General features: G+C 73.2%; 24 protein-coding genes. 11 read left to right on the top strand and 13 right to left on the bottom strand.

Going from position 1 to position 24,705, the window contains the following annotated elements; translation table 11 throughout:
- The first annotated feature begins 232 nt into the window (after positions 1-232).
- Positions 233-730, top strand: coding sequence for an NUDIX domain-containing protein (locus tag ACFVN3_RS13825; RefSeq protein ID WP_378233452.1), 498 nt, complete (start codon positions 233-235; stop codon positions 728-730).
- On the opposite strand, the gene ACFVN3_RS13820 is transcribed toward ACFVN3_RS13825, so the two are convergent.
- Both ACFVN3_RS13820 and ACFVN3_RS13815 read right to left on the bottom strand, forming a co-directional pair.
- Positions 704-2,269 carry a SpoIIE family protein phosphatase gene (locus tag ACFVN3_RS13820; RefSeq protein ID WP_378233451.1) on the bottom strand — a complete coding sequence of 522 codons (1,566 nt, stop codon included), beginning with the start codon at positions 2,267-2,269 and terminating at the stop codon, positions 704-706. The genes ACFVN3_RS13825 and ACFVN3_RS13820 overlap by 27 nt on opposite strands.
- Complete coding sequence (locus ACFVN3_RS13815; RefSeq protein ID WP_378233450.1) at positions 2,269-3,069, bottom strand: alpha/beta fold hydrolase; 801 nt, start codon at positions 3,067-3,069, stop codon at positions 2,269-2,271. The genes ACFVN3_RS13820 and ACFVN3_RS13815 overlap by 1 nt, the downstream gene beginning before the upstream one ends.
- Before the next feature lie 124 nt (positions 3,070-3,193).
- Here ACFVN3_RS13815 and ACFVN3_RS13810 point away from each other — a divergent pair, with 124 nt between their 5' ends.
- Entirely contained in the window at positions 3,194-3,652 is a 459-nt protein-coding gene (locus tag ACFVN3_RS13810; protein ID WP_378233448.1) for an RrF2 family transcriptional regulator, read from the top strand.
- Between the two features lie 127 nt (positions 3,653-3,779).
- Positions 3,780-4,712: a sulfite exporter TauE/SafE family protein gene (locus ACFVN3_RS13805; protein ID WP_378233447.1), complete on the top strand. Its 933-nt coding sequence runs from the start codon at positions 3,780-3,782 to the stop codon at positions 4,710-4,712.
- A 90-nt stretch (positions 4,713-4,802) separates the two neighbouring features.
- Here ACFVN3_RS13805 and ACFVN3_RS13800 read toward each other — a convergent pair whose 3' ends face one another.
- Together ACFVN3_RS13800 and ACFVN3_RS13795 are read right to left on the bottom strand one after the other, a co-directional pair.
- Positions 4,803-5,537: a glutamine amidotransferase gene (locus tag ACFVN3_RS13800; RefSeq protein WP_378233446.1), complete on the bottom strand. Its 735-nt coding sequence runs from the start codon at positions 5,535-5,537 to the stop codon at positions 4,803-4,805.
- 260 nt (positions 5,538-5,797) lie between these two features.
- Positions 5,798-6,373, bottom strand: coding sequence for a dihydrofolate reductase family protein (locus ACFVN3_RS13795; protein WP_378233444.1), 576 nt, complete (start codon positions 6,371-6,373; stop codon positions 5,798-5,800).
- Positions 6,374-6,476: 103 nt separating this feature from the next.
- Here ACFVN3_RS13795 and ACFVN3_RS13790 point away from each other — a divergent pair, with 103 nt between their 5' ends.
- Positions 6,477-7,367, top strand: coding sequence for a LysR family transcriptional regulator (locus ACFVN3_RS13790; RefSeq protein ID WP_378233443.1), 891 nt, complete (start codon positions 6,477-6,479; stop codon positions 7,365-7,367).
- Between the two features lie 3 nt (positions 7,368-7,370).
- Here the strand turns inward: ACFVN3_RS13790 and ACFVN3_RS13785 are convergent, their stop codons facing one another.
- From ACFVN3_RS13785 to ACFVN3_RS13765, 5 genes are all read right to left on the bottom strand, one after another.
- The gene (locus ACFVN3_RS13785) at positions 7,371-8,177 is read right to left on the bottom strand and encodes an ABC transporter permease (RefSeq protein ID WP_378233442.1); all 807 of its coding nucleotides are present in this window, start codon (positions 8,175-8,177) and stop codon (positions 7,371-7,373) included.
- Positions 8,174-9,229: an ABC transporter ATP-binding protein gene (locus tag ACFVN3_RS13780; protein WP_378233440.1), complete on the bottom strand. Its 1,056-nt coding sequence runs from the start codon at positions 9,227-9,229 to the stop codon at positions 8,174-8,176. Before ACFVN3_RS13780 ends, ACFVN3_RS13785 begins: the two co-directional genes overlap by 4 nt.
- An 83-nt stretch (positions 9,230-9,312) precedes the next feature.
- Positions 9,313-10,104: a hypothetical protein gene (locus tag ACFVN3_RS13775; RefSeq protein WP_378233439.1), complete on the bottom strand. Its 792-nt coding sequence runs from the start codon at positions 10,102-10,104 to the stop codon at positions 9,313-9,315.
- Complete coding sequence (locus ACFVN3_RS13770; RefSeq protein WP_378233437.1) at positions 10,101-11,084, bottom strand: ATP-binding cassette domain-containing protein; 984 nt, start codon at positions 11,082-11,084, stop codon at positions 10,101-10,103. The genes ACFVN3_RS13775 and ACFVN3_RS13770 overlap by 4 nt, the downstream gene beginning before the upstream one ends.
- A 5-nt stretch (positions 11,085-11,089) precedes the next feature.
- Positions 11,090-11,509 carry a GntR family transcriptional regulator gene (locus ACFVN3_RS13765; RefSeq protein ID WP_378233436.1) on the bottom strand — a complete coding sequence of 140 codons (420 nt, stop codon included), beginning with the start codon at positions 11,507-11,509 and terminating at the stop codon, positions 11,090-11,092.
- Between the two features lie 178 nt (positions 11,510-11,687).
- Between ACFVN3_RS13765 and ACFVN3_RS13760 the strand changes: the two genes are divergently transcribed.
- Both ACFVN3_RS13760 and ACFVN3_RS13755 read left to right on the top strand, forming a co-directional pair.
- Positions 11,688-12,365, top strand: coding sequence for a hypothetical protein (locus ACFVN3_RS13760; RefSeq protein ID WP_378233435.1), 678 nt, complete (start codon positions 11,688-11,690; stop codon positions 12,363-12,365).
- Between the two features lie 126 nt (positions 12,366-12,491).
- Positions 12,492-12,899, top strand: coding sequence for a VOC family protein (locus ACFVN3_RS13755; protein WP_047232276.1), 408 nt, complete (start codon positions 12,492-12,494; stop codon positions 12,897-12,899).
- Between the two features lie 70 nt (positions 12,900-12,969).
- On the opposite strand, the gene ACFVN3_RS13750 is transcribed toward ACFVN3_RS13755, so the two are convergent.
- From ACFVN3_RS13750 to ACFVN3_RS13735, 4 genes are all read right to left on the bottom strand, one after another.
- Positions 12,970-14,088: an aspartate-semialdehyde dehydrogenase gene (locus tag ACFVN3_RS13750; protein ID WP_378233433.1), complete on the bottom strand. Its 1,119-nt coding sequence runs from the start codon at positions 14,086-14,088 to the stop codon at positions 12,970-12,972.
- 14 nt (positions 14,089-14,102) lie between these two features.
- A complete protein-coding gene (locus ACFVN3_RS13745; protein WP_378233516.1) occupies positions 14,103-15,422 on the bottom strand; it encodes an aspartate kinase in 1,320 nt (439 codons plus the stop codon).
- Positions 15,423-15,555: 133 nt separating this feature from the next.
- A complete protein-coding gene (locus ACFVN3_RS13740) occupies positions 15,556-16,443 on the bottom strand; it encodes a formate/nitrite transporter family protein (protein ID WP_378233432.1) in 888 nt (295 codons plus the stop codon).
- A gap of 117 nt (positions 16,444-16,560) precedes the next feature.
- Positions 16,561-17,295, bottom strand: coding sequence for a TetR/AcrR family transcriptional regulator (locus ACFVN3_RS13735; RefSeq protein ID WP_378233431.1), 735 nt, complete (start codon positions 17,293-17,295; stop codon positions 16,561-16,563).
- Between the two features lie 259 nt (positions 17,296-17,554).
- Here ACFVN3_RS13735 and ACFVN3_RS13730 point away from each other — a divergent pair, with 259 nt between their 5' ends.
- The 5 genes from ACFVN3_RS13730 (at position 17,555) to ACFVN3_RS13710 (ending at position 24,704) form a co-directional block, all read left to right on the top strand.
- Entirely contained in the window at positions 17,555-20,068 is a 2,514-nt protein-coding gene (locus tag ACFVN3_RS13730) for a beta-glucosidase (RefSeq protein WP_378233430.1), read from the top strand.
- 118 nt (positions 20,069-20,186) lie between these two features.
- Complete coding sequence (locus tag ACFVN3_RS13725) at positions 20,187-21,857, top strand: ABC transporter substrate-binding protein (RefSeq protein WP_378233428.1); 1,671 nt, start codon at positions 20,187-20,189, stop codon at positions 21,855-21,857.
- A gap of 164 nt (positions 21,858-22,021) precedes the next feature.
- Positions 22,022-22,912 (top strand): ABC transporter ATP-binding protein, encoded by an 891-nt coding sequence (locus ACFVN3_RS13720; protein WP_378233426.1) that lies wholly within the window; start codon positions 22,022-22,024, stop codon positions 22,910-22,912.
- Positions 22,912-23,715 carry an ABC transporter ATP-binding protein gene (locus ACFVN3_RS13715; RefSeq protein WP_378233425.1) on the top strand — a complete coding sequence of 268 codons (804 nt, stop codon included), beginning with the start codon at positions 22,912-22,914 and terminating at the stop codon, positions 23,713-23,715. The genes ACFVN3_RS13720 and ACFVN3_RS13715 overlap by 1 nt, the downstream gene beginning before the upstream one ends.
- A 5-nt stretch (positions 23,716-23,720) precedes the next feature.
- Positions 23,721-24,704, top strand: a complete 984-nt coding sequence (locus ACFVN3_RS13710) for an ABC transporter permease (protein ID WP_378233424.1) — start codon at positions 23,721-23,723, stop codon at positions 24,702-24,704.
- Position 24,705: the final 1 nt, after the last annotated feature.

Genomic DNA, 24,705 nt, shown 5'->3' with positions numbered 1-24,705 from the left:
GCCCGTCTCACGACGAAGGGCCCGGACGCGGTCCGCGTCCAAGGCCCTGTGCTGGCTCCGGGTGGTGATCTGTGGTCAGGCGAACGCCCGCACGGCCCCACCGGGAGCCTGCGTAAAGCGCCAATACCACTGAGAAGTCACCGGGTGACCGTAGCACAGGGGCTCCGCGGGTCGGACGGCGCGTCTCACGTGCCGGTCGGTCGGGACCGGCGGGCGAGCCTAGGCTCGGGGCATGCCGATCCCCGAGTTCGTCGCCGCCCTCCGGTCCCGCGTCGGGACCGACCTGCTGTGGATGCCGGGGGTGTCCGCCGTCGTGGTGGACGACGACGGCCGCCTGCTGCTCGGGCAGCGCGCCGACACCGGGCAGTGGGCCGTGATCAGCGGGATCCTCGAGCCCGGCGAGGACCCCGCGGTCGGGCTCGTGCGCGAGGTGCGCGAGGAGACGGGCGTCGAGGTCGTCGTGGACAGCCTCGTCGCGGTGACCGTCACCGAGCCGGTCGAGTACCCCAACGGCGACCGCTCGCAGTACCTCGACCTCGCGTTCCTGTGCCGGCCGGTCTCCCCCGCCGCCGCGGCGGCGGCGCACGTCGCGGACGACGAGTCGCTCGCGGTCGCGTGGTTCGCCCCGGACGACCTGCCCGACGACCTCGCGCGCTCCACCGTCGAGCGCCTCGGCCACGCGCTGGGCCGGCTCGCCGACCCCTCAGCCGGCCCCTTCTTCGTCCGCTGACGCCACGCGCGACGTCTCCGTCGCGGACGCGCCCGACGCCTCCGGGCCGAGCCAGCGCAGCGCGAGCAGGCACGCGTCGTCGTCCTCCGGCGCGCGCGCGACGACCGCCTCCAGCAGCTCCGCACCGCTCAGCCCGGCCCCGAGGGCGTTCGTGACGATCTCCGCGAGCTCGTCGAGCGCCAGCGCGAGCGGCCGGTCGCGCCGCTCGACCACGCCGTCGGTGAAGAGGAGCAGCAGGTCGCCCGGGGCGAGCGTGACGGTGTCGGCGACGCGCGGCGTCGTGCCCCGGACGCCCAACGGTGTGGACCGCGCCTCCCACAGGTAGCCCGCCGACCCGTCCGCGCGCACGAGCAAGGGCGGCAGGTGGCCGGCGCACGTGTAGCGCAGCACCCCCTCGAGCAGCTCGAGCTCGCCGTACACGAGGCTCGCCATGAAGCCGGTGCCCGTCCGGTCGACGAAGCGGTCGAGCCGCTCCACCACCTCCTCCGGCGGCAGGCCCGTGTCCGACGCCGCGCGGACCGCCGTCCGGAGCTGCCCCATCGCGGTCGCGGCCTTGAGCCCGCGTCCCACCACGTCCCCGACCGAGAGCGCGACGACGTCGGGGGCGACGCGGAACGTGTCGTACCAGTCGCCGCCGACCTGGAGGTCGTGGACACCCGGGCGGTAGCAGGCCGCGATCTCCACGTGGGGGTCGGCGACGATCCCGTCCGAGAGCATCGCGCCCTGGAGCTCGCTCGCGACCGACACGCTCTGCTCGTGGGTCGTCGCCCGCGCCAGCGCGAGCGCCGCGAGCTGACCGGCCGCGGCGGCCGTGCCCAGGTCGACAGGTTCCGAGCCCGCCGCCCGGCGCGGCTCCAGGGCGAGGACGCCCAGCAGCGCCCCGGCCGTGCGCAGCGGGACGACGACGGTCCCGTCGGCGCGCACGCCCGCCTCGGCCAGCTCGTCGATCGTCGGGGCGGTCACCCCCGCTGCGCCGCCCCACCGGCGGAGCGGCCCGCCCTCCTGAGGCGTCCAGAGGGCAGCGTCGCCCGCCCCGAGCATCGTCACCGCGGCGCGGAGCAGGACCCACGCGACGCCGTCGAGACCGGCGACGCTCGCCAGGTCGGCGGCGATCCCGTGCAGCAGGCGCACCCGCCGCTCGGCCTCCTCCGCCGCACGCCGGGCCGCCACGAGCTCCTGCTCGAACCGGGACCGCTCGCGCGCCCCGAGCATCGCGACCTCGACGAGGCGCTCGCCGCGGACCTCGCGCCCGATCGCCGTGAGCAGCACGGGCTCGCGCCCCCGCGGCGTCCGCAGCTCCACCGCGACCTCGTCGACCCGCCCCTCGATGTGCAGGCGCGGGCCGAGGTGCGTCTCCCAGTAGATGCGGCCACCCACCGTGAGCAGGTCCGCGAGCCGCCGCCCGGCGACCGCCTCCACGTCCGGCACGTCCAGCAGCCGCAGGAGCTCGTCGTTCGCGTCGAGCACCCGCCCCTCCGCGTCGAGGAGCAGGAGCGCGACGGGAGCGAGCACCCAGCGCTCGCCGCGCGACATCACCATCAGGGGCCCCCGAGCCAGTCGCGCATGGCCCGCACGAGGAGCGCCGGGTGCGAGAGGTTGGGGCAGTGCCCGACCGAGTCGATGACGACGAGCTCGCTCCCCGGCAGGTGCGCGTGCACGTACCGGCCCACCGCCTGCGGGGCGATGACGTCCTCCCGGCTCTGCACGACGAGGCTCGGGGTCCGCACCCGCGCCAGGTCCGCCCGGTTGTCGCCGAGGAACGTCACGCGCGCGAACTGGCGCGCGATCGCCGGGTCGTTCCGGCGGAAGACCTCCGCGAGCTCGTCTCCCAGCGCCGGGCGGTCGGGGTTCCCGACGATCACGGGCGCCATCGCCTGCGTCCAGCCGAGGTAGTTCGCGTCCATGGTCTCGAGCAGCTCGTCGATCTCCTCCGCCGAGAACCCGCCGCGATACCCGTCGTCGTCGATGTACCGGGGGCTCGGCCCCACGAGCACGAGGCGGTCGACGAGGTCGGGCCGGTCCGCCGCGGCGAGGAGGGCGATCACGGCGCTCACCGAGTGGCCCACGAGGATCACCGGCTCGTCCGCGACGTCCTCCACGACCTCGATCATGTCCGCGACGTAGCCCTCCAGCTCCGCGTGCCGCGCGGGGTCCCACGAGGCCGGGTGGGACGCGCCGCACCCCGAGTGGTCGAAGAGCACGACCCGGTGGTCCGCCGCGAAGACGGGCGCGACGAAGCGCCACATCGACTGGTCGCAACCGAAGCCGTGCGCGAAGACCATCGTCGGGCCGTCGTCCAGCCCCATGACCCGCACGTTGTTGCGTTCGCGCACGTCCACGGGTGACAGCGTAGGGGGAACCCGATCCGGTGAGCACGGCCCGCGCGGGTGAGATCGTGCCCGGGAGCGACCGCGCACCACCGTCTGCCGCCGTTCGTCGCCGTCCGCACGGCACAATGTCCCCATGCGTGTCTCGGCGAAGGCTGACTATGCGGTTCGGGCGTGCGCCGAGCTCGCCGCGTCCCCCCACGGCGACCCCGTGCGGGCAGAGGACCTCGCGGCGGGCCAGGGCCTGCCCGTCAGCTTCCTCGAACGGATCCTCGGCGACCTCCGTCGCGCCGGAATCGTCGCGAGCGTCCGCGGCCGTTCCGGCGGCCACCGCCTGGCCCGCCCCGCGTCCGAGGTGACCCTGGCCGACGTCTTCCGCGCCGTGGACGGACCGCTCGTCACCGTGCGCGACGAGCGCCCCCCGAGCCTCGAGTACGAGGGCTCCGCGGCCGCGCTCCTCGAGGTCTGGGTCGCGCTCCGCGCGAGCGTCCGCGACGTGCTCGACAGGGTCACGATCGACGACGTCGTCCGTCGCGACCTCCCCCACGACGTCCACGCCCTCGCCGCCCGCGCCGATGCCTGGGAGAACCCCTGACCTGCTGAGCCCTCGCGGCCGTTAACACTGGCCCACGATGTGGTCGGCGCTTCACATACTGGACTCGTTCGGTCAACCTTGTCTGGACACGTCGGGGCCGCCCCGGCCACCCGAGCAAGGAGACGCGGTGCGGACCCTCATCCTGCTGGCCCTCGTGGGCCTCGGTGCGCAGCTCGTCGACGGCAGCCTCGGCATGGCGTACGGCGTGACGTCGACGACGCTCCTGCTCGCGATCGGGACCAACCCCGCGGCGGCGTCGGCGACGATCCACCTGGCGGAGATCGGGACGACGCTCGCGTCCGGTGCGGCGCACTGGCGGTTCGGGAACGTGGACTGGAAGGTCGTCGTGCGGATCGGCGTCCCCGGCGCGATCGGCGCGTTCGCGGGCGCGACGTTCCTGTCGAACCTGTCGACGGAGCTCGCCGCGCCGGTCATGTCGCTGCTCCTCCTGGCGCTCGGCGTGTACGTGCTGTCGCGGTTCACGTTCGTCGGGCTGCCGAAGGGCCGACAGGGCCTTCCGCTGCGCAAGCGGTTCCTCGCTCCGCTCGGCCTGGTCGCCGGCTTCGTCGACGCCACGGGCGGCGGCGGCTGGGGTCCCGTGGGGACGCCGGCGCTGCTCGCGTCGGGACGCATCGAGCCGCGCAAGGTCATCGGCTCGATCGACACGAGCGAGTTCCTCGTCGCGGTCGCCGCGTCGCTCGGGTTCCTCGTCTCGCTGGGCTCGCAGGGCATCGACCTGCTGTGGGTGGGCGCGCTGCTGCTCGGCGGCCTGGTCGCCGCGCCGATCGCGGCCTGGCTCGTGCGGCTCCTGCCGCCGCGGATCCTCGGTTCGGCGGTCGGTGGCGTCATCGTGCTCACGAACGTCCGCACGCTCCTGCGCTCCGACTGGGTCGACGCGAGCGGCGCCGTCCAGGGCGTCGTGCTCGGGTTCGTCGCCGTCGTGTGGGCGGCGGCCGTCGCGTGGTCGGTCCGGGCCCACCGCCGCGCCGTCGCCCTCGAGGCTGCCGAGTCGCTCGGGTCCGCCGAGACGTCCGTGGACATGGCGCCCGCCGCACGCTGACCCGGTCCACGCCGAGCATGCGGATGCTGCCCGCCCTCGCGTCGGGACGGGCAGTTTTCGCAGGCTCGACCTGCGACGAGCGCATGCTCGTCAGTCGCGCGCGTAGCGACGGACGAACGCCGCGAGGATGCGGTGCGGCGCCCAGACGTCGCCGCGGCGGACCGTCGCCTCGACGTCGCCCGCAGTCTCGGGCGCGAAGTACCCGTAGTCCCGGTAGACGCCGATGCGCGTGAGGATCCCGTCGAGGTCGAGCTCGGGGTGGAACTGGGTCGCGTAGAGGTTCTCCTTGACCCGGAACATCTGGACCGGGCAGGCGTCCGACGTCGCGAGCAGCACCGCGTGCGACGGCAGCCGGGTCACGGCCTCCTTGTGCCCGACGTACGCCTCGAACGCGTCGGGCAGGTCGGCGAGCAACGGGTCCGCACGACCCTCGGCGGTGAGCCGGATCGTGACGGGCGAGATCGGCTCGGCGTAGGTGTCGTCCAGGACCGCGCCCTCGTGCAGCCCGAGCGTCCCGACGCCGTAGCACGCGCCGAGGAACGGGACGTCGCGCTCGACGACCTCGTCCAGGAGCGGCGCGAGCTCGCGCTCGACCCTCCGCTGGGTCGACGACTTGTCCGCCTCGGGCAGGGACGAGTCGAACGGGCTGCCCCCGACGATCACCCCCGAGTAGCCGTCGAGGTCGATCACCGGGAGCGGCCCGGCCTCCATCCGCACCCGGTGCAGCGATCCGGCGCCGAGCCCGGAGTAGCGGAGCACGGCCGCGTGCTCGCCGTCCGCGGCAGGGTCCTCCGCCCGGGACGCGAGGAGCAGGAACGGCCTCATGCCGGCCAGGCTAGGTGCGTCGTCGCGGCCTCGCCCGGGGTGGGCGCGGGCCGCGGCCGGGGCCGGAGCGGCGGCCGGGACCGGAGTCGCCGTCCGGGTCGACGAGCGCATCGTCGAGGACCGCGCCGACGCCTCCGGCTCCGGCTCCGGCCCGACGGCGCGCACGACGGCGGCAGCGCGGCCGCAAGAGCCGGACGGTCACGACCGCGCGGGCTGTGAGGATCGACGCGCGGCGCCGGAGCACGCGCGCCGGGACGCGCTCAGGCACGGTCGTACGTGAGGACGGCGTTGCCGCCGTCGAACGTGGCGACGTCGATGAGGTCGTAGGTCGTGGGCCGGAACGCGGCCGCGCCGAACGCGTTCCGCCCGGCGCCCGCGACCACCGGGTAGAGCTTGACGACGAGCCGGTCGATCTGGTCGCGCAGCGCGCCCGCGAGGACGCCGCCGCCCGCGAGATAGATGTCGAGCGGGGAGTCCTCGGCCTTGAGCGCGCGCACGAGCCCGACCGGGTCGTCGCGCACGATCGTCACCGCGGGGTCGAGCTCGGGCTGGGACGTCGAGACGACGTACTGGCGCAGGTGCGCGTACGGGCTCGTGATCCCGAGGTCGAGCGCGGGCTCGTAGGTCCGCCGTCCCATGACGATGGTGTCGAACGTCCGGTTGGGCTGGTCGTCGACGCCGAGCTGGCGGCGCCCGTGCGTGGGCAGGACGTCCGGGAACGTGTCGATCATGCGCGCGCTGTAGGCGTCGGAGGACGGGTAGAAGTCGACCTCGTCGTCGGGACCGGAGAGGAAGCCGTCGATGGAGAGGGCCACGAAGTAGGTGAGTCGTCTCATGGCTCCAGCCTCGGATTCCGCCGATACGGGATCAATGACGCATGCTGGGGCGATCGTTCACCCGGTGTGAACGGTGCGCGGAGACGGAGGCAGAGGTGGCTACGTGGACCTGAGGGACATCGAGATCTTCCTGACGCTCGCGGACGAGCTGCACTTCGGGCGGACCGCGGAACGACTCCACGTCTCCCCCGCCCGCGTCAGCCAGGCGATCAGCCGGCAGGAGCGCCGCATGGGGACCACCCTGTTCGAGCGCACGAGCCGTCGCGTCGAGCTCACGCCGGTGGGCGCCCGCCTGCGCGACGACCTGCGGCAGGGGTACGAGCTCATCCAGTCCGGCATCGCCGCGGCGAGCCGCACCGGCGAGCGCCCCGTCGGGGTCCTGCGCGTCGCCGCGATGGGCATCGTCGGCCACGAGCTCGGTCCGGTGGTCGACGAGTTCACCGCCCGGCACCCGGGGTGCTCGGTCGAGCGTCGTGAGTTCCACTTCTCGGACCCGTTCGGGTCGCTGCGCGAGGGCGTGGCCGACCTCCAGGTGACCTGGTCGCCCGTCCGCGAGCCCGACGTCGTCGTGGGGCCGCGCGTGCTCACGGAGGGCCGCGTCCTCGCCGTCGCGGCGGGCCACCCGCTGGCGGGCGAGGACGGCGTCTCGGTCGAGGTCCTCGGGGACCACACCGTGCTCGACCTCGGCGCCGGCGTCCCCTCGTACTGGGAGGAGGCGATGGTGCCCCGCCGCACGCCCGCCGGGCGACCCGTGCTGCGCGGGCCGGTCGCGCGCACGTTCCACGAGGTGCTCACGGCGGTCGCCTCGGGCGAGGCGGTCACCCCGCTCAACGCGCACGTCCGGCGGTACTACACGCACCCGGGCGTCGTCTACGTGCCGATCGTCGACGTCCCCGACACCGAGTGGGTGCTCGTCTGGTCGCGCGACCGGGAGACCGCCGAGGTCCGCGCCTTCGCCGAGATCGCCCGCGAGCTGGGCTCGCGGGCGATCTGAGGCTCAGCTCCAGCGGAAGAGCTTCACCGCGAGCGGGAGGAGCACGGCGGTCCACGCGGCCATCACCACGAGCTGGAGCGTGGGGACCTCCGTCTCGAACCAGCCCGCGGACATCGCCTGGGCGGCGGCCCCGAGCGGGGAGAACTGCCCGATGTCCCGCACGACGTCGGGCATGATCGGCCCCGGCGTCCACATGCCCGAGAGGAAGAGCATCGGGAAGTAGACGAGGTTGCCGATCGCCGACGCGGTGCTCCCCTTGGCGGCGACCGCCGCGACGACCATGCCGAGGGAGAGCATGGACAGGACCGTGAGCACGAAGGCCAGCACGACCGTCAGCGGGCTGACGGGCGCGGCGAGGCCGAACACGACCTGGCCCACGACGAGCGCGAGCACCGCGGACACGGCGATCGCGCCGAGGTTGATGAGCAGGTGCGCGACGACGACGCCCTGCGGGCGCATGGGGGTCGTCGAGAGCCGGCGGAGCAGCCCCTTCTCGCGGGCGGTCGCGAAGGTCACGGGCATCGTCGTCAGCGCAGGCGTCGCGACCGCGGCGGCGAGGACGATCGGCACGTAGGTCGCGATCGCCGTCAGCCCGTCCCAGGGCGCGCCCGCCCCCGTGATCGGCTCCCGCATGCCCGGGATCGCGAACCCGACACCGACGAGGAGGACCGTCGGGAACATGAGCGCGAAGAACACGGCCGCGCCGTCGCGCAGGAACAGGCGGGCCTCGGTCCTCAGGAGCGTCCCGAAGCCTCGCCACGCCGAGCGGGCGGTCGGGACGCGGGTCAGGGTCGTGGTCGCGGCGGTCATCGTGAGGCTCCCTCGGGCTGGGCCGCGGAGTCCGCGGCGTGGTCGTAGGTCCGACCGGTCACGGCGACGAACACGTCCTCGAGCGTCCGCGTGACGGTCCGGACGTCGTCGGGCACGACCTCCTGCTCGGCGAGCGCGAGCACGACGGCGAGCAGCACCCGGCGTGTCCCGGTCACCTCGATCTCGCGCCCGTCCACCTCGACGTGCTCGACGTCGGCGAGCCCGGCGAGCGTGTGGAGCGCGAGGTCGTGGTCGGCCGGGGGCACGCGCAGGCGGACCGTGCGCGACGCGTCGACGGAGTCGATGAGCTCCGCGGGCGTGCCCTGCGCGACCACGCGGCCGCCGTCGATGATGACGAGCCGGTCGCACAGGCGCTCCGCCTCCTCCATGAAGTGCGTGACGAGCAGGATCGTCACGCCGCGGTCGCGCACGCGCTCGACGAGCTCCCAGGTCGCACGGCGGGCGGCCGGGTCGAGGCCGGTCGTCAGCTCGTCGAGGACCGCGACACGCGGGTCGCCGACGAGCGCCAGCGCGATCGACAGGCGCTGCTTCTGCCCGCCCGAGAGCTTGCCGAACGCGACGCGCCGGTGCTCGGCGAGGTCGAGGAGGTCGAGCAGCTCCTCGACCTCCGACGGGGCCTCGTAGAAGGACGCGAAGAGGCGCAGCGCCTCCTCGACCGTGATCTTCTCGTGGAGCGCGGCCTCCTGGAGCTGGACGCCGACGGCGTCGCGCACCGCGGCCGGGTCGGCCTGCGGGTCGACCCCGAGGACGCGGATCGCACCACCGTCCGCCTCGCGCAGCCCGGCGAGGCACTCGACCGTCGTGGTCTTGCCGGCACCGTTCGGGCCGAGGATGCCGAAGATCTCGCCCGGCGTGACGGTGAAGCTCACGTCCTCGACGGCGACCTTACGGGTGTCGGAGCCACGGGGCCCCGGGTAGGTCTTGCGCAGGTTCCGGACCTCGACGACCGGCGGCGTCCCGGCCTGCGCGACGGCGGTCGGGGCGGGCGACGCGACGGTCGCAGCCCCGGTGGGCGGTGGAGCGGTGCTCATGCTGGCCTCCTGGAGGGTGTGCGCCACCCACGGACGGCGCGGTGCGCCGCCCGGGAGGGCTTGGGTGTGGTGCTGCGGGCCGGTCAGGCGCTCGCGCTGGCGGCGAACTCGACCGGTTGGATCGCGACGCTTCGCAGGACGAGGCGGAGGAGCAGGGCGGCGAGCACGACCCCGACGACGCCGCCGAGGACGGCGAGCGCGACGGGGGTGCCGTCGAGACCGACGACGCGCGCGAGCGCGTGGCCGAAGAACCCGGAGCGCAGGAAGATCTCGCTCACCACCACGGGGACGAGCGACGCGAGCACGAGGAGCACCCCGCGCAGGAACCCGAACCCGTAGAAGCCGGCGGCGATGACCATCCCGGCCAGGTAGTACACGACGCAGAAGAGCCCCTCGACGAGGATCGCCAGGCCCACCTGCGAGCCGTCGACGTAGAGCTGGGCGAGCTCCGGCGCCGTCGACCACCCGGAGCGGCGGAACAGCGCCCACTCGCCCCACTTCACGAGCGCCGTGGCGACGCCGAACGTCATGCCCGACACGGCCGCGCCGATCCACAGCCCGTGCGTGTACGAGCGGCGCGTGCCGCCTGACGCGACGTGCACGGCGATCGTCATGAGGGGCAGGATGATGCCCATCACGAAGAGGAAGAACTTCGCCGAGCCGGCAACTCCTCCGACGGCCTCGATGCTCACGTCGTCGTTGCGCTCCATGATCCAGAGCACGAGCGCCCCGACGGCGAGCGCGATGGCCCAGAACCAGACCCCGACGTACCAGGTGCCGCCGATGAAGTACCAGGCGACGGCGTTGACGCCGCGCCGGTGGGCGGCGGACTCGAGGGCGCGGCGCTCGGCGCTGCGCTGGGTCGTGGCGGTCATCTCGTCGTCTCCGTCCCGGCCTCGGAACCCGGGCGCCCGTTGCGCGTCAGGTGGACGAACAGGTCCTGCACGGGCACGGCGCCCACCTCGAGCCCGGCCTCCACCGCGGCGGCACGCTCGTCCTCGGCGAACGTGCCGAAGAGCGTCACCTGGGCCGTGCCGCCGAGCCGTTGCCGGGCGAGCACCTCGCGACCGGCCGCGTGCCGCTCGACCACCTCGGCCGGGCCCGTGAGGCTCACGCCCCGGGCCCGGACGTCGTCGGCGTTCTCGGCGAGCAGGACACGCCCCCGGTCGATGATCACGACGTCCTCGAAGAGCCGCTCCACCTCGGTGATGAGATGGCTCGACAGCAGGATCGTGCGCGGGTGCTCGGCGTAGTCGGCGACGAGCGCGTCGTAGAACGCGTAGCGGCTCGGGGCGTCCATGCCGAGGTAGACCTCGTCGAAGATCGTCAGGGGCGCGCGCGAGGCCAGGCCGATGACCGCGCCGAGCGCGGACCGCTTGCCGCGCGACATCTCGGTCGGCTTCTTGCGGACGTCGACCTCGAGCTCGTCGAGCAGGCGGGCGGCGAGGTCGGCGTCCCAGTGCGGGCGCAGGTCCGCGTAGTACTCGAGCGTGTCCCGGGCCTTGTCGGTCTCCCACACGTCGCCGCTCTCGCGGACGAGCTGCGTGTGCATGGTCGCCCACACGTTCTCGAACGGGTCCTCGAGCTCGCCCGGCAGGCCCACGCGCACCGTCCCGTCCGTAGGTCGGCGGAACGCGGCGAGCAGCGCCGCGAGCGTCGTCTTGCCCGCGCCGTTGCGACCCAGCAGTCCGGTGATGACGCCGGGACGGACGGTCAGGGACGCCCCGTCCAGAGCGCGCGTCTCGTCGCGGCGGGAGTAGCGCACGACAACGTCGCGCACCTCGACCGCGAACGGCTCCGGGGCCGTGGTGGCCGGGTTCTGGTCGGGGATGTGGCTGGCGGGCCGGACGGTCACGGGTCTCACCTCGGGGTGGGGTCGGTGGTCGGGCCGGTGCGGGGGCCGCCGTCCGCCGGCGGACCGGCGGGGCGAGCTCGGCCGAGGACGTAGTCCACGATCTCGGCCGTCGGGATGTCGAGGAGGTCGGCCTGCGCGAGCGCGGGCGCGAGGACCTCGTCGAAGAACCGGGCGCGGTGGTCGGCGAGGAGCTGCTCACGCGCCCCCGGCGCGACGAACATGCCGAGCCCGCGGCGCTTGTAGAGGACGCCCTCGTCGACCAGGCCGGCGAACGCCTTGGCGGCCGTCGCCGGGTTGATGCGGAACGTCGTCGCGAACTGCGTCGTCGACATGACCTGCTCCTCCTCCGCGAGCTCGCCCGCGAGCACCTGCGCCCGGATCATCTGCGCGATCTGGAGGTAGATGGGTTCCGGTCCGTCGAACATGGGCCCCATCCTCTCCCGGCTCGCGCGTTCTGTGGTTCATTACTCAACTAATGAACCATAGATGCCGACGATCCCGCAACCCCCTTCCGCACGGCCGAGGCCCGTCCACCGAGGTGGAGCCCGGTCACGCGAGGAGGCACCCTGGGGGTGACCACGGCTCTATCTCGCGGGAGGCGGTGTGGACGGAGCGTGCGAGCTCGCAGGCGGGACGCCCTGGGCCGAGCCGCTGAGCACCTGGACGAGCCTCGCGTTCGTCGTGGCGGGCGCGGCCGTCGTGGTGGCGGAGCTGCACGCCCGCCGCAGCACGCCGTCGGGCACGACCCTGCCCGACGCCGCAGCAGCCACGCGCCTGCGCGTCGCCTTCGGGATCCTGGTCGCCCTGATCGGGATCGGGTCCGTGGTCCAGCACGGACCGTCGCCCGCGTGGAACCCGGTCGTGCACGACCCTCCGCTGCTCGGCGCGCTCGCGCTCGTCGCCGCGGACGCGGTCGCGGACCTCACCGGGCGCCGGCTGCGGCCGTGGTGGTGGCTCGCCCCGACGCTGCTGGGCGTGCCGCTCGCCGCGGCGTCGCCCACCGCCTCGACCGTCGCGCAGGTGGTCGCCGCCGCCGTCGCCGTGGGTGCGAGCACCCTGCGGGCGTGGCGTCGCCCCGCGGTCCGACGCCGCACCGTCACCGCGCTCGTCCTCCTCGCCGTGGGCGGCGGGATCGGGACGCTCACGCGTCCCGGGTGGCCCCTGTGCGACGCGGACGGGACGGTCGGCGTCGCGCTCCAGGGCCACGCCGTCTGGCACGTGCTCGCCGCGGCCGCGCTGTGGCTGCTCGCCCCGACGCTCGGGACCCGCGCGGCGCCCTGACGACGGACCGTTCACCCGCCCTCGGCGGTACCCATGGCGGCCCGCTGGTGGGACCCTGGGAGGATCCGGCGTCCGCGGCGGGTCACGCCCTCCGGCCGCCGGCGGTCACGAAGGAGTGAGACGACGATGGTCACCATTCGGCGCGGGTTCTCCAGCTTCTCGGCGGACGACCTCGACGCGGCGCGCGATTTCTACGGGAGCACCCTCGGGCTCCCCGTCACGGCACTCGACGACGGGGGCGGGCTGGTGCTGCACCTGGGCGGCGGCTCGGACGTGTTCGTCTACCCGAAGGAGGACCATCGGCCGGCCGCCTTCACGGTCATGCACCTCACCGTCGACGACGTGGACCAGGTCGTCGACGAGCTCACCGCGAAGGGCGTGACGTTCGAGCGCTACGAGGGGTTCGACCAGGACGAGAAGGGCATCGTGCGCGGGTTCATGGAGGGTGGCGACGGAGCCTGGTTCACCGACCCGGCCGGCAACATCGTCGGCCTCGCCGACGGCGAGAACATGGCACGCATGGTCGAGGGCTGAGCCCCGGACCTCCTGCCACGAGGTAGAGCCCTGGTCGATGACCAGGGCTCTACCTCGCGGAACCAGGGCTCTACTTCGCGAGGGCCGGGGCGAACGCGGCGCGGACGGCGTCGAGGTCCTGCGCGACGAGCTCGGCGAGCTGCACCGCGTTGAGCGCGGCGCCCTTGCGCAGGTTGTCGTTCGACACGAACAGCACGAGCCCGCGCCCGCCGGGGACGGACTGGTCGGTGCGGACGCGGCCGACGAACGACGGGTCCTTGCCGGCCGCCTCGAGCGGGTTCGGGACGTCCGCGAGCGCGACGCCCGGCGCGGACGCCAGGATCTCGCGCGCGCGGTCGGGCGTGATCGCGGCGCCGAACTCGGCGTGGATCGCGAGCGAGTGGCCGGTGAACACCGGGACGCGCACGCAGGTCCCGGCGACCGCGAGCTCGGGCAGGCCGAGGATCTTGCGCGACTCGTTGCGGAGCTTCTTCTCCTCGTCCGTCTCCTCCTGCCCGTCGTCGACGATCGACCCGGCGAGCGGGACGACGTTGAACGCGACGTTGCGCGGGAAGACCGCGGGCTCCGGGAGGGCGACCGCGCCGCCGTCGTGCACGAGCCCGACGAGCCCGGCGCCCGTGCCCTCGGCCGCCGCGCCCGCGACGGCCTGGGCGCGCAGCTCCTCCGCGCCGGCGAGCCCGGCCCCGGACACGGCCTGGTACGTCGCGACGATCAGGCGCTCCAGCCCGGCCTCGTCCGCGAGCGGCTTGAGCACGGGCATCGCGGCCATGGTCGTGCAGTTCGGGTTGGCGATGATGCCCTTGCGCGCCTCGCGCAGCGCGGCGGGGTTGACCTCGGACACGACGAGCGGGACGTCGGGGTCCATGCGCCACGCGGACGAGTTGTCGATGACGACGGCGCCCGCCTCGGCGAAGCGCTCGGCCTGCGCCTTCGAGGTCGCGCCGCCCGCGGAGAACAGGGCGACGTCGATCCCGCGCAGGTCGTCGGTCGAGGTCGCGGCGACGTCCTCCACCACGACGTCGGTCCCGCGCCACGGGAGCGTCGACCCGGCGGAGCGCGCCGACGCGAAGTAGCGCATGCTCGCGACGGGGAGGTCCCGCTCGTCGAGGAGGCGGCGCATGACGGCGCCCACCTGGCCGGTCGCGCCGACGACGGCGACATTGAGGCCCTGACGGTTCTCGGTGCTCATGGTTCCTCGTCCTCTCAGCGGCCGGTGCCGGCGTAGACGACGGCCTCGCCGTCGGCGGCGTCGAGCTCGAACGCGGTGTGCACGGCGCGCACCGCGTCGTCGAGCGAGTCCTCGCGGGTCACGACGGAGATGCGGATCTCGGAGGTGGAGATCATCTCGATGTTGATGCCCGCGTCGCGCAGGGCACCGAAGAGCTTCGCGGAGACGCCCGGGTGCGACTTCATGCCCGCGCCGACGAGCGAGAGCTTGCCGATCTGGTCGTCGAACTGGAGCGAGTCGAACCCGATCTCGCCCTGGAGAGCGGACAGCGCCGACATCGCGGCCGGGCCGTCGCCCTCGGGCAGCGAGAACGAGATGTCGGTCAGGCCCGTCCGGGCGGCCGAGACGTTCTGCACGATCATGTCGATGTTCACGCCCGAGCCCGCGACGACCTCGAAGATGCGCGCGGCCGTCCCGGGCACGTCGGGCACCCCGACGACGGTGATCTTGGCCTCGCTGCGGTCGTGCGCGACGCCGGAGATGATCGGGTCTTCCATGACGGTCTCCTCGGGAAGGTCTGCGGGGCTGGGAGCGGCGCCGGCGGGCCGGGGCGCGGAGTAGGCGTCCGCGCTCACGAACGTGCCCTCCTTGCCGCTGAACGACGAGCGCACGTGGATCGGCACGCCGTACCGGCGGCCGTACTCGACGCAGCGCAGCGCGAGGACCTTGGCCCCGCTCGCCGCCATCTCGAGCATCTCCTCGTACGTGATGCGGTCGATCTTGCGTGCGTTCGGCACGATGCGCGGGTCGGCGGTGAAGATGCCGTCCACGTCGGTGTAGATCTCGCACACGTCGGCGTCGAGGCCCGCGGCGAGCGCGACGGCCGTCGTGTCCGACCCGCCGCGGCCGAGCGTCGTCACGTCGTTCGTCGACTGCGTGACGCCCTGGAAGCCCGCGACGATCGCGACCTGGCCGCGCTCGATCGTCTCCCGGATGCGGTGCGGGACGACGTCGACGATGCGCGCCTTGCCGTGCACGGCGTCGGTGATGACGCCGGCCTGCTGGCCCGTGAACGACTTCGCCTTGACGCCCAGGCTGTTGATCGCCATCGCGAGCAGCGACATCGAGATGCGCTCGCCCGCGGTGAGGAGGATGTCCATCTCGCGCTGCGGCGGGAGCGGGGTGACCTGCTGCGCGAGGTCGATGAGCTCGTCCGTCGTGTCGCCCATCGCCGAGACCACGACGACGACGTCGTGACCGGCCCGCTTGGTCTGCGCGATGCGCTTGGCCACGCGCTTGATGCTCTCGGCGTCCGAGACCGACGAACCGCCGTACTTCTGCACGACAAGTGCCACGTGCTGCTCCATCTGTCGCCGGCCTCCGTCTCTCTCAACGGCCCGCCGGGTGCTTGTGGGTCGATCGATGATACGCACGCGTACCGCGGTCCGGCCAAGCCCGTCCCGCCATGCGGGCCCGGGCGGCGCGGCGTCAGCCCGCGCGGTGGCTCCGGTCGAGGGCCGCGGTCGCGCGCCGGATCGCCGGCACGGGAAGCACGACGGGCCTGGGGGTCGCGTCCGTCGAGGGCGCACCGCGCCCGGCGTCTCGCGTCGGGCCCGCGACGACGACGTAGGCGAGACCGACGACGAGGGCGCCGCCGACGAGGTTGCCGAGGCCGACCCAGGTGAGGTTGCGGGCGAAGTCGGCCCACGTCGTCGGGCCGAGGTCGCCGAGGAGGCCGAGCGAGAAGGTCGTCATGTTGGCGACCACGTGCTCGAAGCCGGAGGCGATGAACGCGAGGATCGCCCAGAACAGGACGATCGCCTTGCCCGCCTCGGAGCGCAGGCGACCGCACGCCCAGATCGCGGCGCACACGAGGAGGTTGCACAGGACGCCGCGGAAGAAGAGCTCGCCGCCGGTCTCGTGGGCCTTCGCGCGCAGCATGGACGCGACCATCTCCCCCGCGGCCGCGTTGGAGTGCAGGACTCCGGCCTTCGTCACCGCGAACGCGAAGAGCATCGAGCCGGCGAGGTTGCCGACGAGGCACAGGCCGAGGGTGAGGACGGCGTCGCGCACCCGGACGGCGCGCGTCGCGACGCCCTGGGCGAGGATCATCATGGCGGACGTCGCGAGCTCGGCACCGGCGAACACGACGAGGGTCAGCGCCGCGGCGAACACGCCGCCAGCGACGAGCCGCTCCCCCGGCGACCCGGCCGCGAGGAAGGGCCCGGCCGTCGCGACCATGAGCACGACGCCGACGCCGATGTACGCACCCGCGAGCATCGCGGCGACGAGGTAGCGCGCCGGGCGTCTCGCCGAGCCGACCTTCTTCCGGGCCGCCTCCGACTGGGTGGTCAACGCCTGGGCGAGGGTCTGCACGACCTCGATCCTCGCCGCCGCCCGGGACGTGGGGCCAGGGCCCGTGGTCGCAACCGGCCGGGACCGAAGGACCGAGGCGACAGGACCTGGCTCCGAAGGAGCGCCGAGCCCCGGGCGTCAGGCGGTCGCCGCCTCCACGGGCCGTGCGTCCGCGACCCTGACGTCGGCGTCGGCGTCGACCGAACCCGTGCCGCCGCCCTCCTCGGAGGCCACCGGGAGCGCCCCGAGCGGGGACGGGCGAGGGTCGAGCACGGCGGCGACGATCGCCTCGATCGCGAACTGGCTCGCCTCGCCGAGGTCCACCTGCGTGGGATCGAGGAGCCACTGGACCTGGAGCCCGTCCATGACGGCGAGGATCGACGCCGACGCGTGCCGGACGCTCGCGGGGACGGCGACGCCCCGCTCCGCGCAGAGCGCCTCGAACGCCTCGACGGCCTCGCTCCGCAGCGTGCGGTACCGGCCCTCGAAGAAGGCGCGCGCGGGGTGGTCGTCGGTCACGGACTCCGCGGAGAGCACGGCGTACGTCTGCACGATCCCGGCACGCTGCGCGTTGAGGAACGCCGTGCGGACCAGGTGGCGGAACATGTCGATGCCGCCCGGGATGTGCTGCCCGTCGAGGCCGGCGACGTCGCTCTCGTCGCGGTAGCGCAGCACCTCGAGGAGCAGGTGGTCCTTGGACCCGAAGTGGTGCAGGATCCCGGCGTGGGTCATGTCGACCTGCTCCGCGATCTCCGCCAGGGGGCCGTTGTGGTAGCCCTTGCTCCCGAAGGTCGCCATGGCGGCCTTGAGGATCTCCTCGCGGCGCCGGAGGGTCTCCTCCCGCACGCGGGGGCGCCGCCTGCTCGTGGTCATCGCCTCGTCACTTCCTCGTCGTGGTCCCCGGTGCGCCACCGTCGGCGCCGACGTCGGCGTTCCGTGCACCGAGCACGTCCTCGGTCCGTCGCCGTCCGGGGGTGATCCTACGCACGCGTCGGCGCCTCCGAGCCACCCTCCCGCCGAAGGTCACGGTGAGATATCGATCTGACCTGCGGAAACGCAGATTCTTGCCAACTTACTGACTGCACGGTAAGTTCTCCGCTCGACAGACGACTCGACGACGAGGAGCACGTTCGTGACATCGCAGTCCCTCGCGGGAGAGCGCGACCCCGCGGAGCTCGACACCCTGCGCACCCGTGCGCAGGGGCTGCCCCTCCGCGAAAAGGTCCGCCTCCTCACCGGCCGGTCCATGTGGCGCCTGCACGCCCAGGACGAGCTCGGGCTGCGCCCCGTCGTCATGTCCGACGGCCCCGTCGGGGTCCGCGGCACGAGCGAGGTCGAGGGCGAGACCTCGATCCTCTTCCCGTCCCCCAGCGCGATCGGCGCGACGTGGGACCGGGCCGCCGCGCACGAGACCGGGCAGGCGTTCGCCCGCGAGGCGCGCACGCACGGCGTCGACGTCGTCCTCGCCCCCCAGGTCAACATCCAGCGCACGCCCGTCGGGGGCCGGCACTTCGAGTGCTACTCCGAGGACCCGTACCTCACCGCGCAGATCGGCACCGGCGTCGTGCGCGGCCTCCAGGACCAGGGCGTCGCCGCGTGCGTCAAGCACTACGTCGCCAACGACTCCGAGACCCAGCGCACGTCGTACGTGTCGCACGTCGACCCCCGCGTGCTGCGCGAGGTCTACCTCGCCCCGTTCGAGGACGCGGTCGCGGCGGGCGCGTGGTCCGTCATGGCGGCCTACAACCAGGTGGACGACGGCGTGGAGTCCGGCCCCATGACCGGGCACCGGCACCTGCTCACCGACGTCCTCAAGGACGAGCTCGGGTTCGACGGCGCCGTGGTCTCCGACTGGGTCGCGACGCACACGACCGAGCTCTCCGCGAACGGCGGGCTCGACGTCGTCATGCCCGGCCCGGGCGGCCCGTGGGAGGAAGCCCTCGTCCGCGCGGTCGAGGACGGCCGCGTCGCCGAGAGCGAGATCGACGACAAGGTCGCACGCATCCTCCTGCTCGCGCGCCGCGTCGGCGCGCTCGACGAGCCCGCCCGCCCGGTCACGCACGACGGCGACCTGCGGGCCCTGGTGCGCCGCACCGCCGCCGCGGGCACCGTCGTCCTGCGCTCGGACGCCGAGAACCCCGTCTGGGACCGTCCCGCGCCGCGGTCGATCGCGCTCGTCGGCCCCAACGCCGTGCGCCCGCACGTGCTCGGCGGCGGCAGCTCGACCGTCAACCCCGCGCACGTCGTCACGCCCGCCGAGGGCCTGGCCGCGCGCTGGCCCGACGCCACGCTCACGGTGGCCCGCGGCGGTGACGCGCGCCGGTTCGCCCCCCGCCTCGACGTGGAGGGGCGCAGCGCCGACGGCGCCGCCGTCGCGGTGACCTGGCTCGACGCCGAGGGCACGACGCTCCGCAAGTCCGTCCTGCCCCGCTGGGACGGGTTCCTGCGCGACCTGCCCGCCGAGGTCGACACCGTCGTGCTCGACGTCGACGTCCTCCTCGACGAGCCCGGCGACCACGTGCTCGAGGTCGGCACGGTGCCGGGCCACTCGATCGAGATCGACGGCGTCGTCGTCGCGAAGGACGACCGTCGCTCCGGCGTCGAGGTCATCCTCGACTCCTCGATCAACAACCCCTCGGGCGCCCCCGCGACCGTGCACGTCGACGCGCCGCGGCGCGTGCGGATCACCGCGTCGCTCCTCGTCACCCGCGCCCAGGGCTACGGCAACCTCGTCCGCGCGGAGCTGCGCCACCGTGTCCCCGCGCCGAGCGCCGAGCAGGAGATCGCCGACGCCGTCGAGGCGGCCCGCGCGGCCGACCTGACCGTCGTCGTCGTCGGGACGAACGAGGAGGTCGAGTCCGAGGGCTGGGACCGGACGTCGCTCGCGCTGCCTGGTCGCCAGGACGAGCTCGTCGAGCGCGTCCTCGACGCCGACCCGGACGCGGTCGTCGTCGTGAACGCGGGCGCGCCCGTGCTGCTCCCCTGGCTCGACCGCGCGCGCACGGTGCTGTGGGTCTGGTTCCCCGGCCAGGAGGCCGGGCACTCGATCGCGGACGTGCTCGCGGGCGACGTCGAGGCGGCCGGCCGCCTCCCCTGGACCCTCCCGGCCACCGAGGCCGACGTCCCCGTCCCGCACGCTGTCCCCGACCAGGGGGTCGTCGAGTACGCCGACGGCGTCCACGTCGGCTACCGCGCGTGGGAGCGCTCGGGCGCCGTCCCCGCCGCACCCTTCGGGCACGGGCTGGGCTGGACGACGTGGTCGTACGACGCGTCGTCCGACCCGGTCCGCACGCCCGACGGCGACGCGACCCTCACGGTCCGCGTCGCCAACACCGGACCCCGCGACGGCCGCGAGGTCGTCCAGGTCTACGTCGAACCCCCGGTCGCGCCCGCGTCGGCCCCGGTCGCCGAGCGCGACCGCCCGGTCCGCTGGCTCGGCGGGTTCGCCGTCGTCGACGTCGCCGCGGGGGCCTCCGCCGACGTCACCGTGACCGTCCCCCGCCGTCAGCTCGAGGTGTGGGACACCGACAGCGGACGCTGGCACCTCCCGGCCGGGACCTACCGGCTCCGGGTGGGGCGTTCCGTCCACGACCTCCGCCTGGACACCGCGGTCCGGGTGCAGGGCAGCACCACCGAACAGGAGTAGCCCGGACCGCGGTCCACTCGGGGCGACCCAGCGCCCCGCGCCACCTTCCGTTTCACCCGTACGCTCCACCGCCCCGGCACCGCGCCGGGGACGATGTTCCCTCGAAGGAGAGAGATTCATGAGGTTGAAGGCCTCCGCGATCGCCCTCGGCATCGCGACAGCACTCGTGCTGACCGGCTGCTCGTCGACGGGCGGCAACAACGACGACGAGACGACCGGCTCCGGCGCGGGCGCCGCCCTCACCATCGCCAAGCCGGACGGCGCGATCGCGACCGAGTCGAACAACCCGTGGATCGGCGACTCGTCCGCGCTCAAGCTCGGCTACGTCAACGCCATCTACGAGCCCGTCGGCATCGTCAACGTCGTCAACCCGTCGGACGAGGTCCGCCCGTGGCTCGCGTCCGAGATCACGTGGTCCGAGGACTACACGTCGGTGACGCTCACGACCCGCGAGGGCGTGAAGTGGAGCGACGGCAAGGACCTCACGGCCGACGACATCGCGTACTCGTACCAGATCCTCGTCGACACGCCCGAGCTCAACACCGCGGCGCTCGACATCAAGGACGTCGCCGTGGACGGCGACACGGTCACCGTCACCTTCGGCACGCCGATGTTCGCCAAGCAGGACAAGGTGCTGCACCGGTTCGTCGTCCCGAAGCACGTGTGGGAGGGCGTCGCCGACCCGACGACGGAGACGAACCCCGACCCCGTCGGCACCGGCCCGTACACGCTGACGAGCTTCAGCACGGAGAGCGTCCAGCTCGACGCGCGCGACGACTACTGGGGCGGCGAGCTCGCGGTCCCGACGCTGTACTACGTCTCCTACAACGACAACAGCGCCCTGACGACCGCGCTCGCCAACGGCGACGCGGACTGGGCCCAGGCCTTCCTCCCGAACGTGCAGTCGGCGTTCGTCGACAAGGACCCGGAGCACAACGTGTACTGGGCCCCCGCCGGCCTCGGCATCGACGCGATGTTCGTCAACACGACCAAGAAGCCGTTCGACGACGTCGCGTTCCGCCAGGCCGTCAACATGGTCATCGACCGTGAGCAGCACCAGCAGATCGCCCGCGAGGGCGGCGTCCCGCTGCTCACCTCCGTCACGGGTCTGCCGACCCCGGCCGGTGACCCGTTCATCTCGGACGAGTTCGCGGGCGAGGAGTACGCGGTCGACGTCGACGGCGCGAAGAAGGTCCTCACGGACGCCGGGTACACGTTCGAGGGCGACGCCCTGATCGACCCCGACGGCGAGCCCGTCACCTTCCAGCTCAGCGTCCCGCAGGGCTGGAACGACTACGTCACCGGCATCAGCCTCATCGCGGAGTCGGTCAAGGCGATCGGCGTCGAGGCCACGGTCGACACGCCGGACTCGGACTCGTGGTGGGCCGCCAAGGGCACGGGCGACTTCGACGCGATCCTGCACTGGACCGAGACGGGCGCGACGCCGTACGACATCTACAGCGACACGATGGACGCCCGCTGGCTCAAGCCGGTCGGTGAGGCAGCGGACTACAACTTCGGCCGCTTCGACAGCCCGGAGGCCACGGCCGCCCTCGACGCGTACCTCGCGGCGACGACGGACGAGGACCGTGCGACGGCCATCGCCGAGGCGCAGAAGATCTTCGTGGACCAGGTCCCGGTCATGCCGATCGGCACGCGTCCGTTCATCACGGAGTTCAACACGCGCAACTACGTCGGCTGGCCGAGCGACGAGGACCCGTACATCAACGCGGACCCGACGCAGCCGACCGCGGTGCTCATCCTCACCCAGCTCAAGCCCGCCGAGTGAGGCAGCCGGCTCGCGCGTCGGAACGGCGCGCGAGCCGGGTGCGGCCGGGTGCGTCGGGAAGGTCCCCACACCTTCCCGGCGCACCCACCGCGGTGCGACGGTATGACCCGCACCCGAGAGCACGACGCACCGCGAACCCCCCAGCACAGAAACAGGTAGGACGAGTGAACACCGAACCCCTGCTGACCGTCTCGCGCTTCAGCGTGGTCTACGACGTCGACCCGCCCGTCGAGGCCGTCAGCGACGTCTCCCTCACGCTGCACCGCGGGGAGATCCTCGGCCTCGCCGGAGAGTCCGGCTGCGGCAAGACGTCGCTCGCGTACGGCATCCAGCGGCTGCTCAAGCCGCCGGCTGTGATCCCCTCGGGCTCGGCGATCTTCCACGACGAGTCGGGCGAGGACGTCGACCTCAACGCGCTCGACGACGACGCGATGCGCCGGTTCCGGTGGGACAAGGCGTCGATGGTGTTCCAGGGGGCGATGAACGCGCTCAACCCGGTCGCCAACATCGGCAAGCAGCTCGGCGACGTGTTCGAGACGCACCGCCCCCGCATGAGCAAGGCCGAGCGGACCGAGGAGAGCGCCCAGCTCCTCGACCTCGTCGGCGTCGGACGCGACCGGCTGCGCTCCTACCCCCACGAGCTCTCCGGCGGCATGCGCCAGCGCGTCATGATCGCCATGGCCCTGGCGCTCAAGCCCCAGCTCATGATCATGGACGAGCCGACGACGGCGCTCGACGTCCTCGTGCAGCGCGAGATCCTCCAGCAGATCTCGGACCTGCGGAAGCAGTTCGGCTTCTCGGTCATCTTCATCACGCACGACCTCCCGCTGCTCCTCGAGATCTCCGACCGGATCGCGGTCATGCGCCAGGGCCGGATCGTCGAGCTCGACACCGCGTCGAACATCTACCACCACGCCCAGCACGAGTACACGCGCAAGCTCCTCGGCTCGTTCCCGAGCCTCACCGGGGAGCGGGGCGGGTTCGTGCGCGGCCGTTCGGAGCCCGCGGCCACGGCCGCGAGCACGGCCGCGACCAGCGCAGGAGGCCAGGCCTGATGACCACCCTCGAGTTCTCGCACGTCAGCAAGAAGTACAAGGTCCGCGGCTCCGGAGACCTGCTCGCGCTCGACGACGTCAGCTTCACCCTCACCTCCGGGCGCACCATCGCGCTCGTCGGCCAGAGCGGCAGCGGCAAGTCGACGATCGCGAAGATCCTCACGCAGCTCGAGCGCGCCACGTCCGGCGAGATCCTGCTCGACGGCGCCCCCATCCCCCGGCGGGGACGGGCGCTGCGCCGCTACCGGCAGCAGATCCGCATGGTCTTCCAGGACCCGTTCGCGTCGCTCAACCCGTACCACACGATCCGCCACCACCTCGAGCGTCCGCTGCGCCTCGACCACGTGGTCCCGAAGGACGAGGTCGACGCCGAGGTCCACCGCCTCCTCGACCGCGTCCACCTGGACAGCGGAGTCGTGGAGCGCCGCCCGCACGAGCTGTCCGGCGGCCAGCGCCAGCGCGTCGCGATCGCGCGCGCCCTCGCGTCGCGCCCGTCGCTGCTCATCGCCGACGAGCCGGTCTCGATGCTCGACGTGTCGATCCGCCTCGGCGTCCTCAACCTCCTCGCCGAGCTCCAGCGCGAGGCGAACCTCGGGGTCCTCTACATCACGCACGACCTGGCGACCGCGCGCCACTTCAGCGACGAGATCATGGTCCTGCACCACGGCAAGGTCGTGGAGCACGGGCCGGCCGACGACGTGATCCTCGAGCCCCAGCACCCCTACACCCGCGCGCTACGCGATGCCTCGCCCAACCCGGAGGTCCACTTCTCCGGCACCGGCCCCGCATCGTCGAGGAGCTGATCCCGTTGCGATTCTTCGCCCGACGCACCGCCTTCTACCTGTTCACCGCCTGGGCGGCGATCACGATCAACTTCTTCCTGCCCCGCATGATGAAGGGCGACCCGGTCTCCGCGTACCTCGCGAAGAACCAGGGGAAGATCAGCCCCGAGGCCGCCGAGTCGCTGCGCACCCTCTTCGGGCTCGACGACGGCCGGTCGCTCTTCCAGCAGTACATCGACTACTGGGGGCTCATGCTCAGCGGCGACCTCGGTCGCTCGTTCTCCAAGGGGCTCGCCCCCGTGGGCGACGTGATCGCCGCCGCCCTGCCGTGGACGCTCGGGCTCGTCGGCATCGCGACGATCCTCAGCTTCTTCCTCGGCAGCGGCCTCGGCGCGATCATCGGCTGGCGCCGCGGGAGCAAGGCCGACGCGATCGTGCCCATCTCGACGTTCTTCTCGACCGTCCCGTACTTCTGGATGGGCCTCATCGCCATCGCGGTCTTCTCGAGCATGCTCGGCTGGTTCCCGGCGTCCCACGCGTACAGCAAGGGCGCGTCGCCCGAGTGGTCGTGGGAGTTCGTCTGGGACGTGATCCAGCACGGCACGCTGCCCGCCCTGACCATCGTCGTCGCGTCGCTGGGCGGCTGGGTGCTCGGCATGCGGAACATGATGATCACCGTCCTCGACGAGGACTACGTGACGGTGGCCCAGGCCAAGGGCCTCCCGCCCCGCAAGGTGCTCACGCGTTACGCGTCGCGCAACGCGGTGCTGCCGCAGCTGTCGAGCTTCGCCCTGTCGCTCGGCTTCATCGTGGGCGGCACGCTCGTCATGGAGCTCGTCTTCTCCTACCCCGGGGTGGGCAAGCTGCTGCTCGACGCCACCAACGCGAAGGACTACCCGCTGATGCAGGGACTCTTCCTCGTCATCACGCTCTCGGTCCTCGTCGCGAACATCCTGGCGGACGTCGCCTACGCCGCCCTCGACCCGCGCACGCGTCAGACGGAGGCCTGAG

It is taken from the genome of Cellulosimicrobium sp. NPDC057862, assembly GCF_042797035.1.
In the GTDB taxonomy this organism is placed as follows: Bacteria; Actinomycetota; Actinomycetes; order Actinomycetales; family Cellulomonadaceae; genus Cellulosimicrobium.
The sequence above is the reverse complement of the archived record's forward strand: the minus strand, read 5'-3'. Positions and strand labels throughout refer to the sequence as shown.

Bases quoted from the DNA above. Each gene is read 5' to 3' on its own strand.
- ACFVN3_RS13825 (WP_378233452.1), top strand. From the start codon at position 233: ATGCCGATCCCCGAGTTCGTCGCCGCCCTCCGGTCCCGCGTCGGGACC.
- ACFVN3_RS13820 (WP_378233451.1), bottom strand. From the start codon at position 2,269: ATGGTGATGTCGCGCGGCGAGCGCTGGGTGCTCGCTCCCGTCGCGCTC.
- ACFVN3_RS13810 (WP_378233448.1), top strand. From the start codon at position 3,194: ATGCGTGTCTCGGCGAAGGCTGACTATGCGGTTCGGGCGTGCGCCGAG.
- ACFVN3_RS13800 (WP_378233446.1), bottom strand. From the start codon at position 5,537: ATGAGGCCGTTCCTGCTCCTCGCGTCCCGGGCGGAGGACCCTGCCGCG.
- ACFVN3_RS13795 (WP_378233444.1), bottom strand. From the start codon at position 6,373: ATGAGACGACTCACCTACTTCGTGGCCCTCTCCATCGACGGCTTCCTC.
- ACFVN3_RS13785 (WP_378233442.1), bottom strand. From the start codon at position 8,177: ATGACCGCCGCGACCACGACCCTGACCCGCGTCCCGACCGCCCGCTCG.
- ACFVN3_RS13780 (WP_378233440.1), bottom strand. From the start codon at position 9,229: ATGAGCACCGCTCCACCGCCCACCGGGGCTGCGACCGTCGCGTCGCCC.
- ACFVN3_RS13775 (WP_378233439.1), bottom strand. From the start codon at position 10,104: ATGACCGCCACGACCCAGCGCAGCGCCGAGCGCCGCGCCCTCGAGTCC.
- ACFVN3_RS13765 (WP_378233436.1), bottom strand. From the start codon at position 11,509: ATGTTCGACGGACCGGAACCCATCTACCTCCAGATCGCGCAGATGATC.
- ACFVN3_RS13755 (WP_047232276.1), top strand. From the start codon at position 12,492: ATGGTCACCATTCGGCGCGGGTTCTCCAGCTTCTCGGCGGACGACCTC.
- ACFVN3_RS13750 (WP_378233433.1), bottom strand. From the start codon at position 14,088: ATGAGCACCGAGAACCGTCAGGGCCTCAATGTCGCCGTCGTCGGCGCG.
- ACFVN3_RS13735 (WP_378233431.1), bottom strand. From the start codon at position 17,295: ATGACCACGAGCAGGCGGCGCCCCCGCGTGCGGGAGGAGACCCTCCGG.
- ACFVN3_RS13725 (WP_378233428.1), top strand. From the start codon at position 20,187: ATGAGGTTGAAGGCCTCCGCGATCGCCCTCGGCATCGCGACAGCACTC.
- ACFVN3_RS13715 (WP_378233425.1), top strand. From the start codon at position 22,912: ATGACCACCCTCGAGTTCTCGCACGTCAGCAAGAAGTACAAGGTCCGC.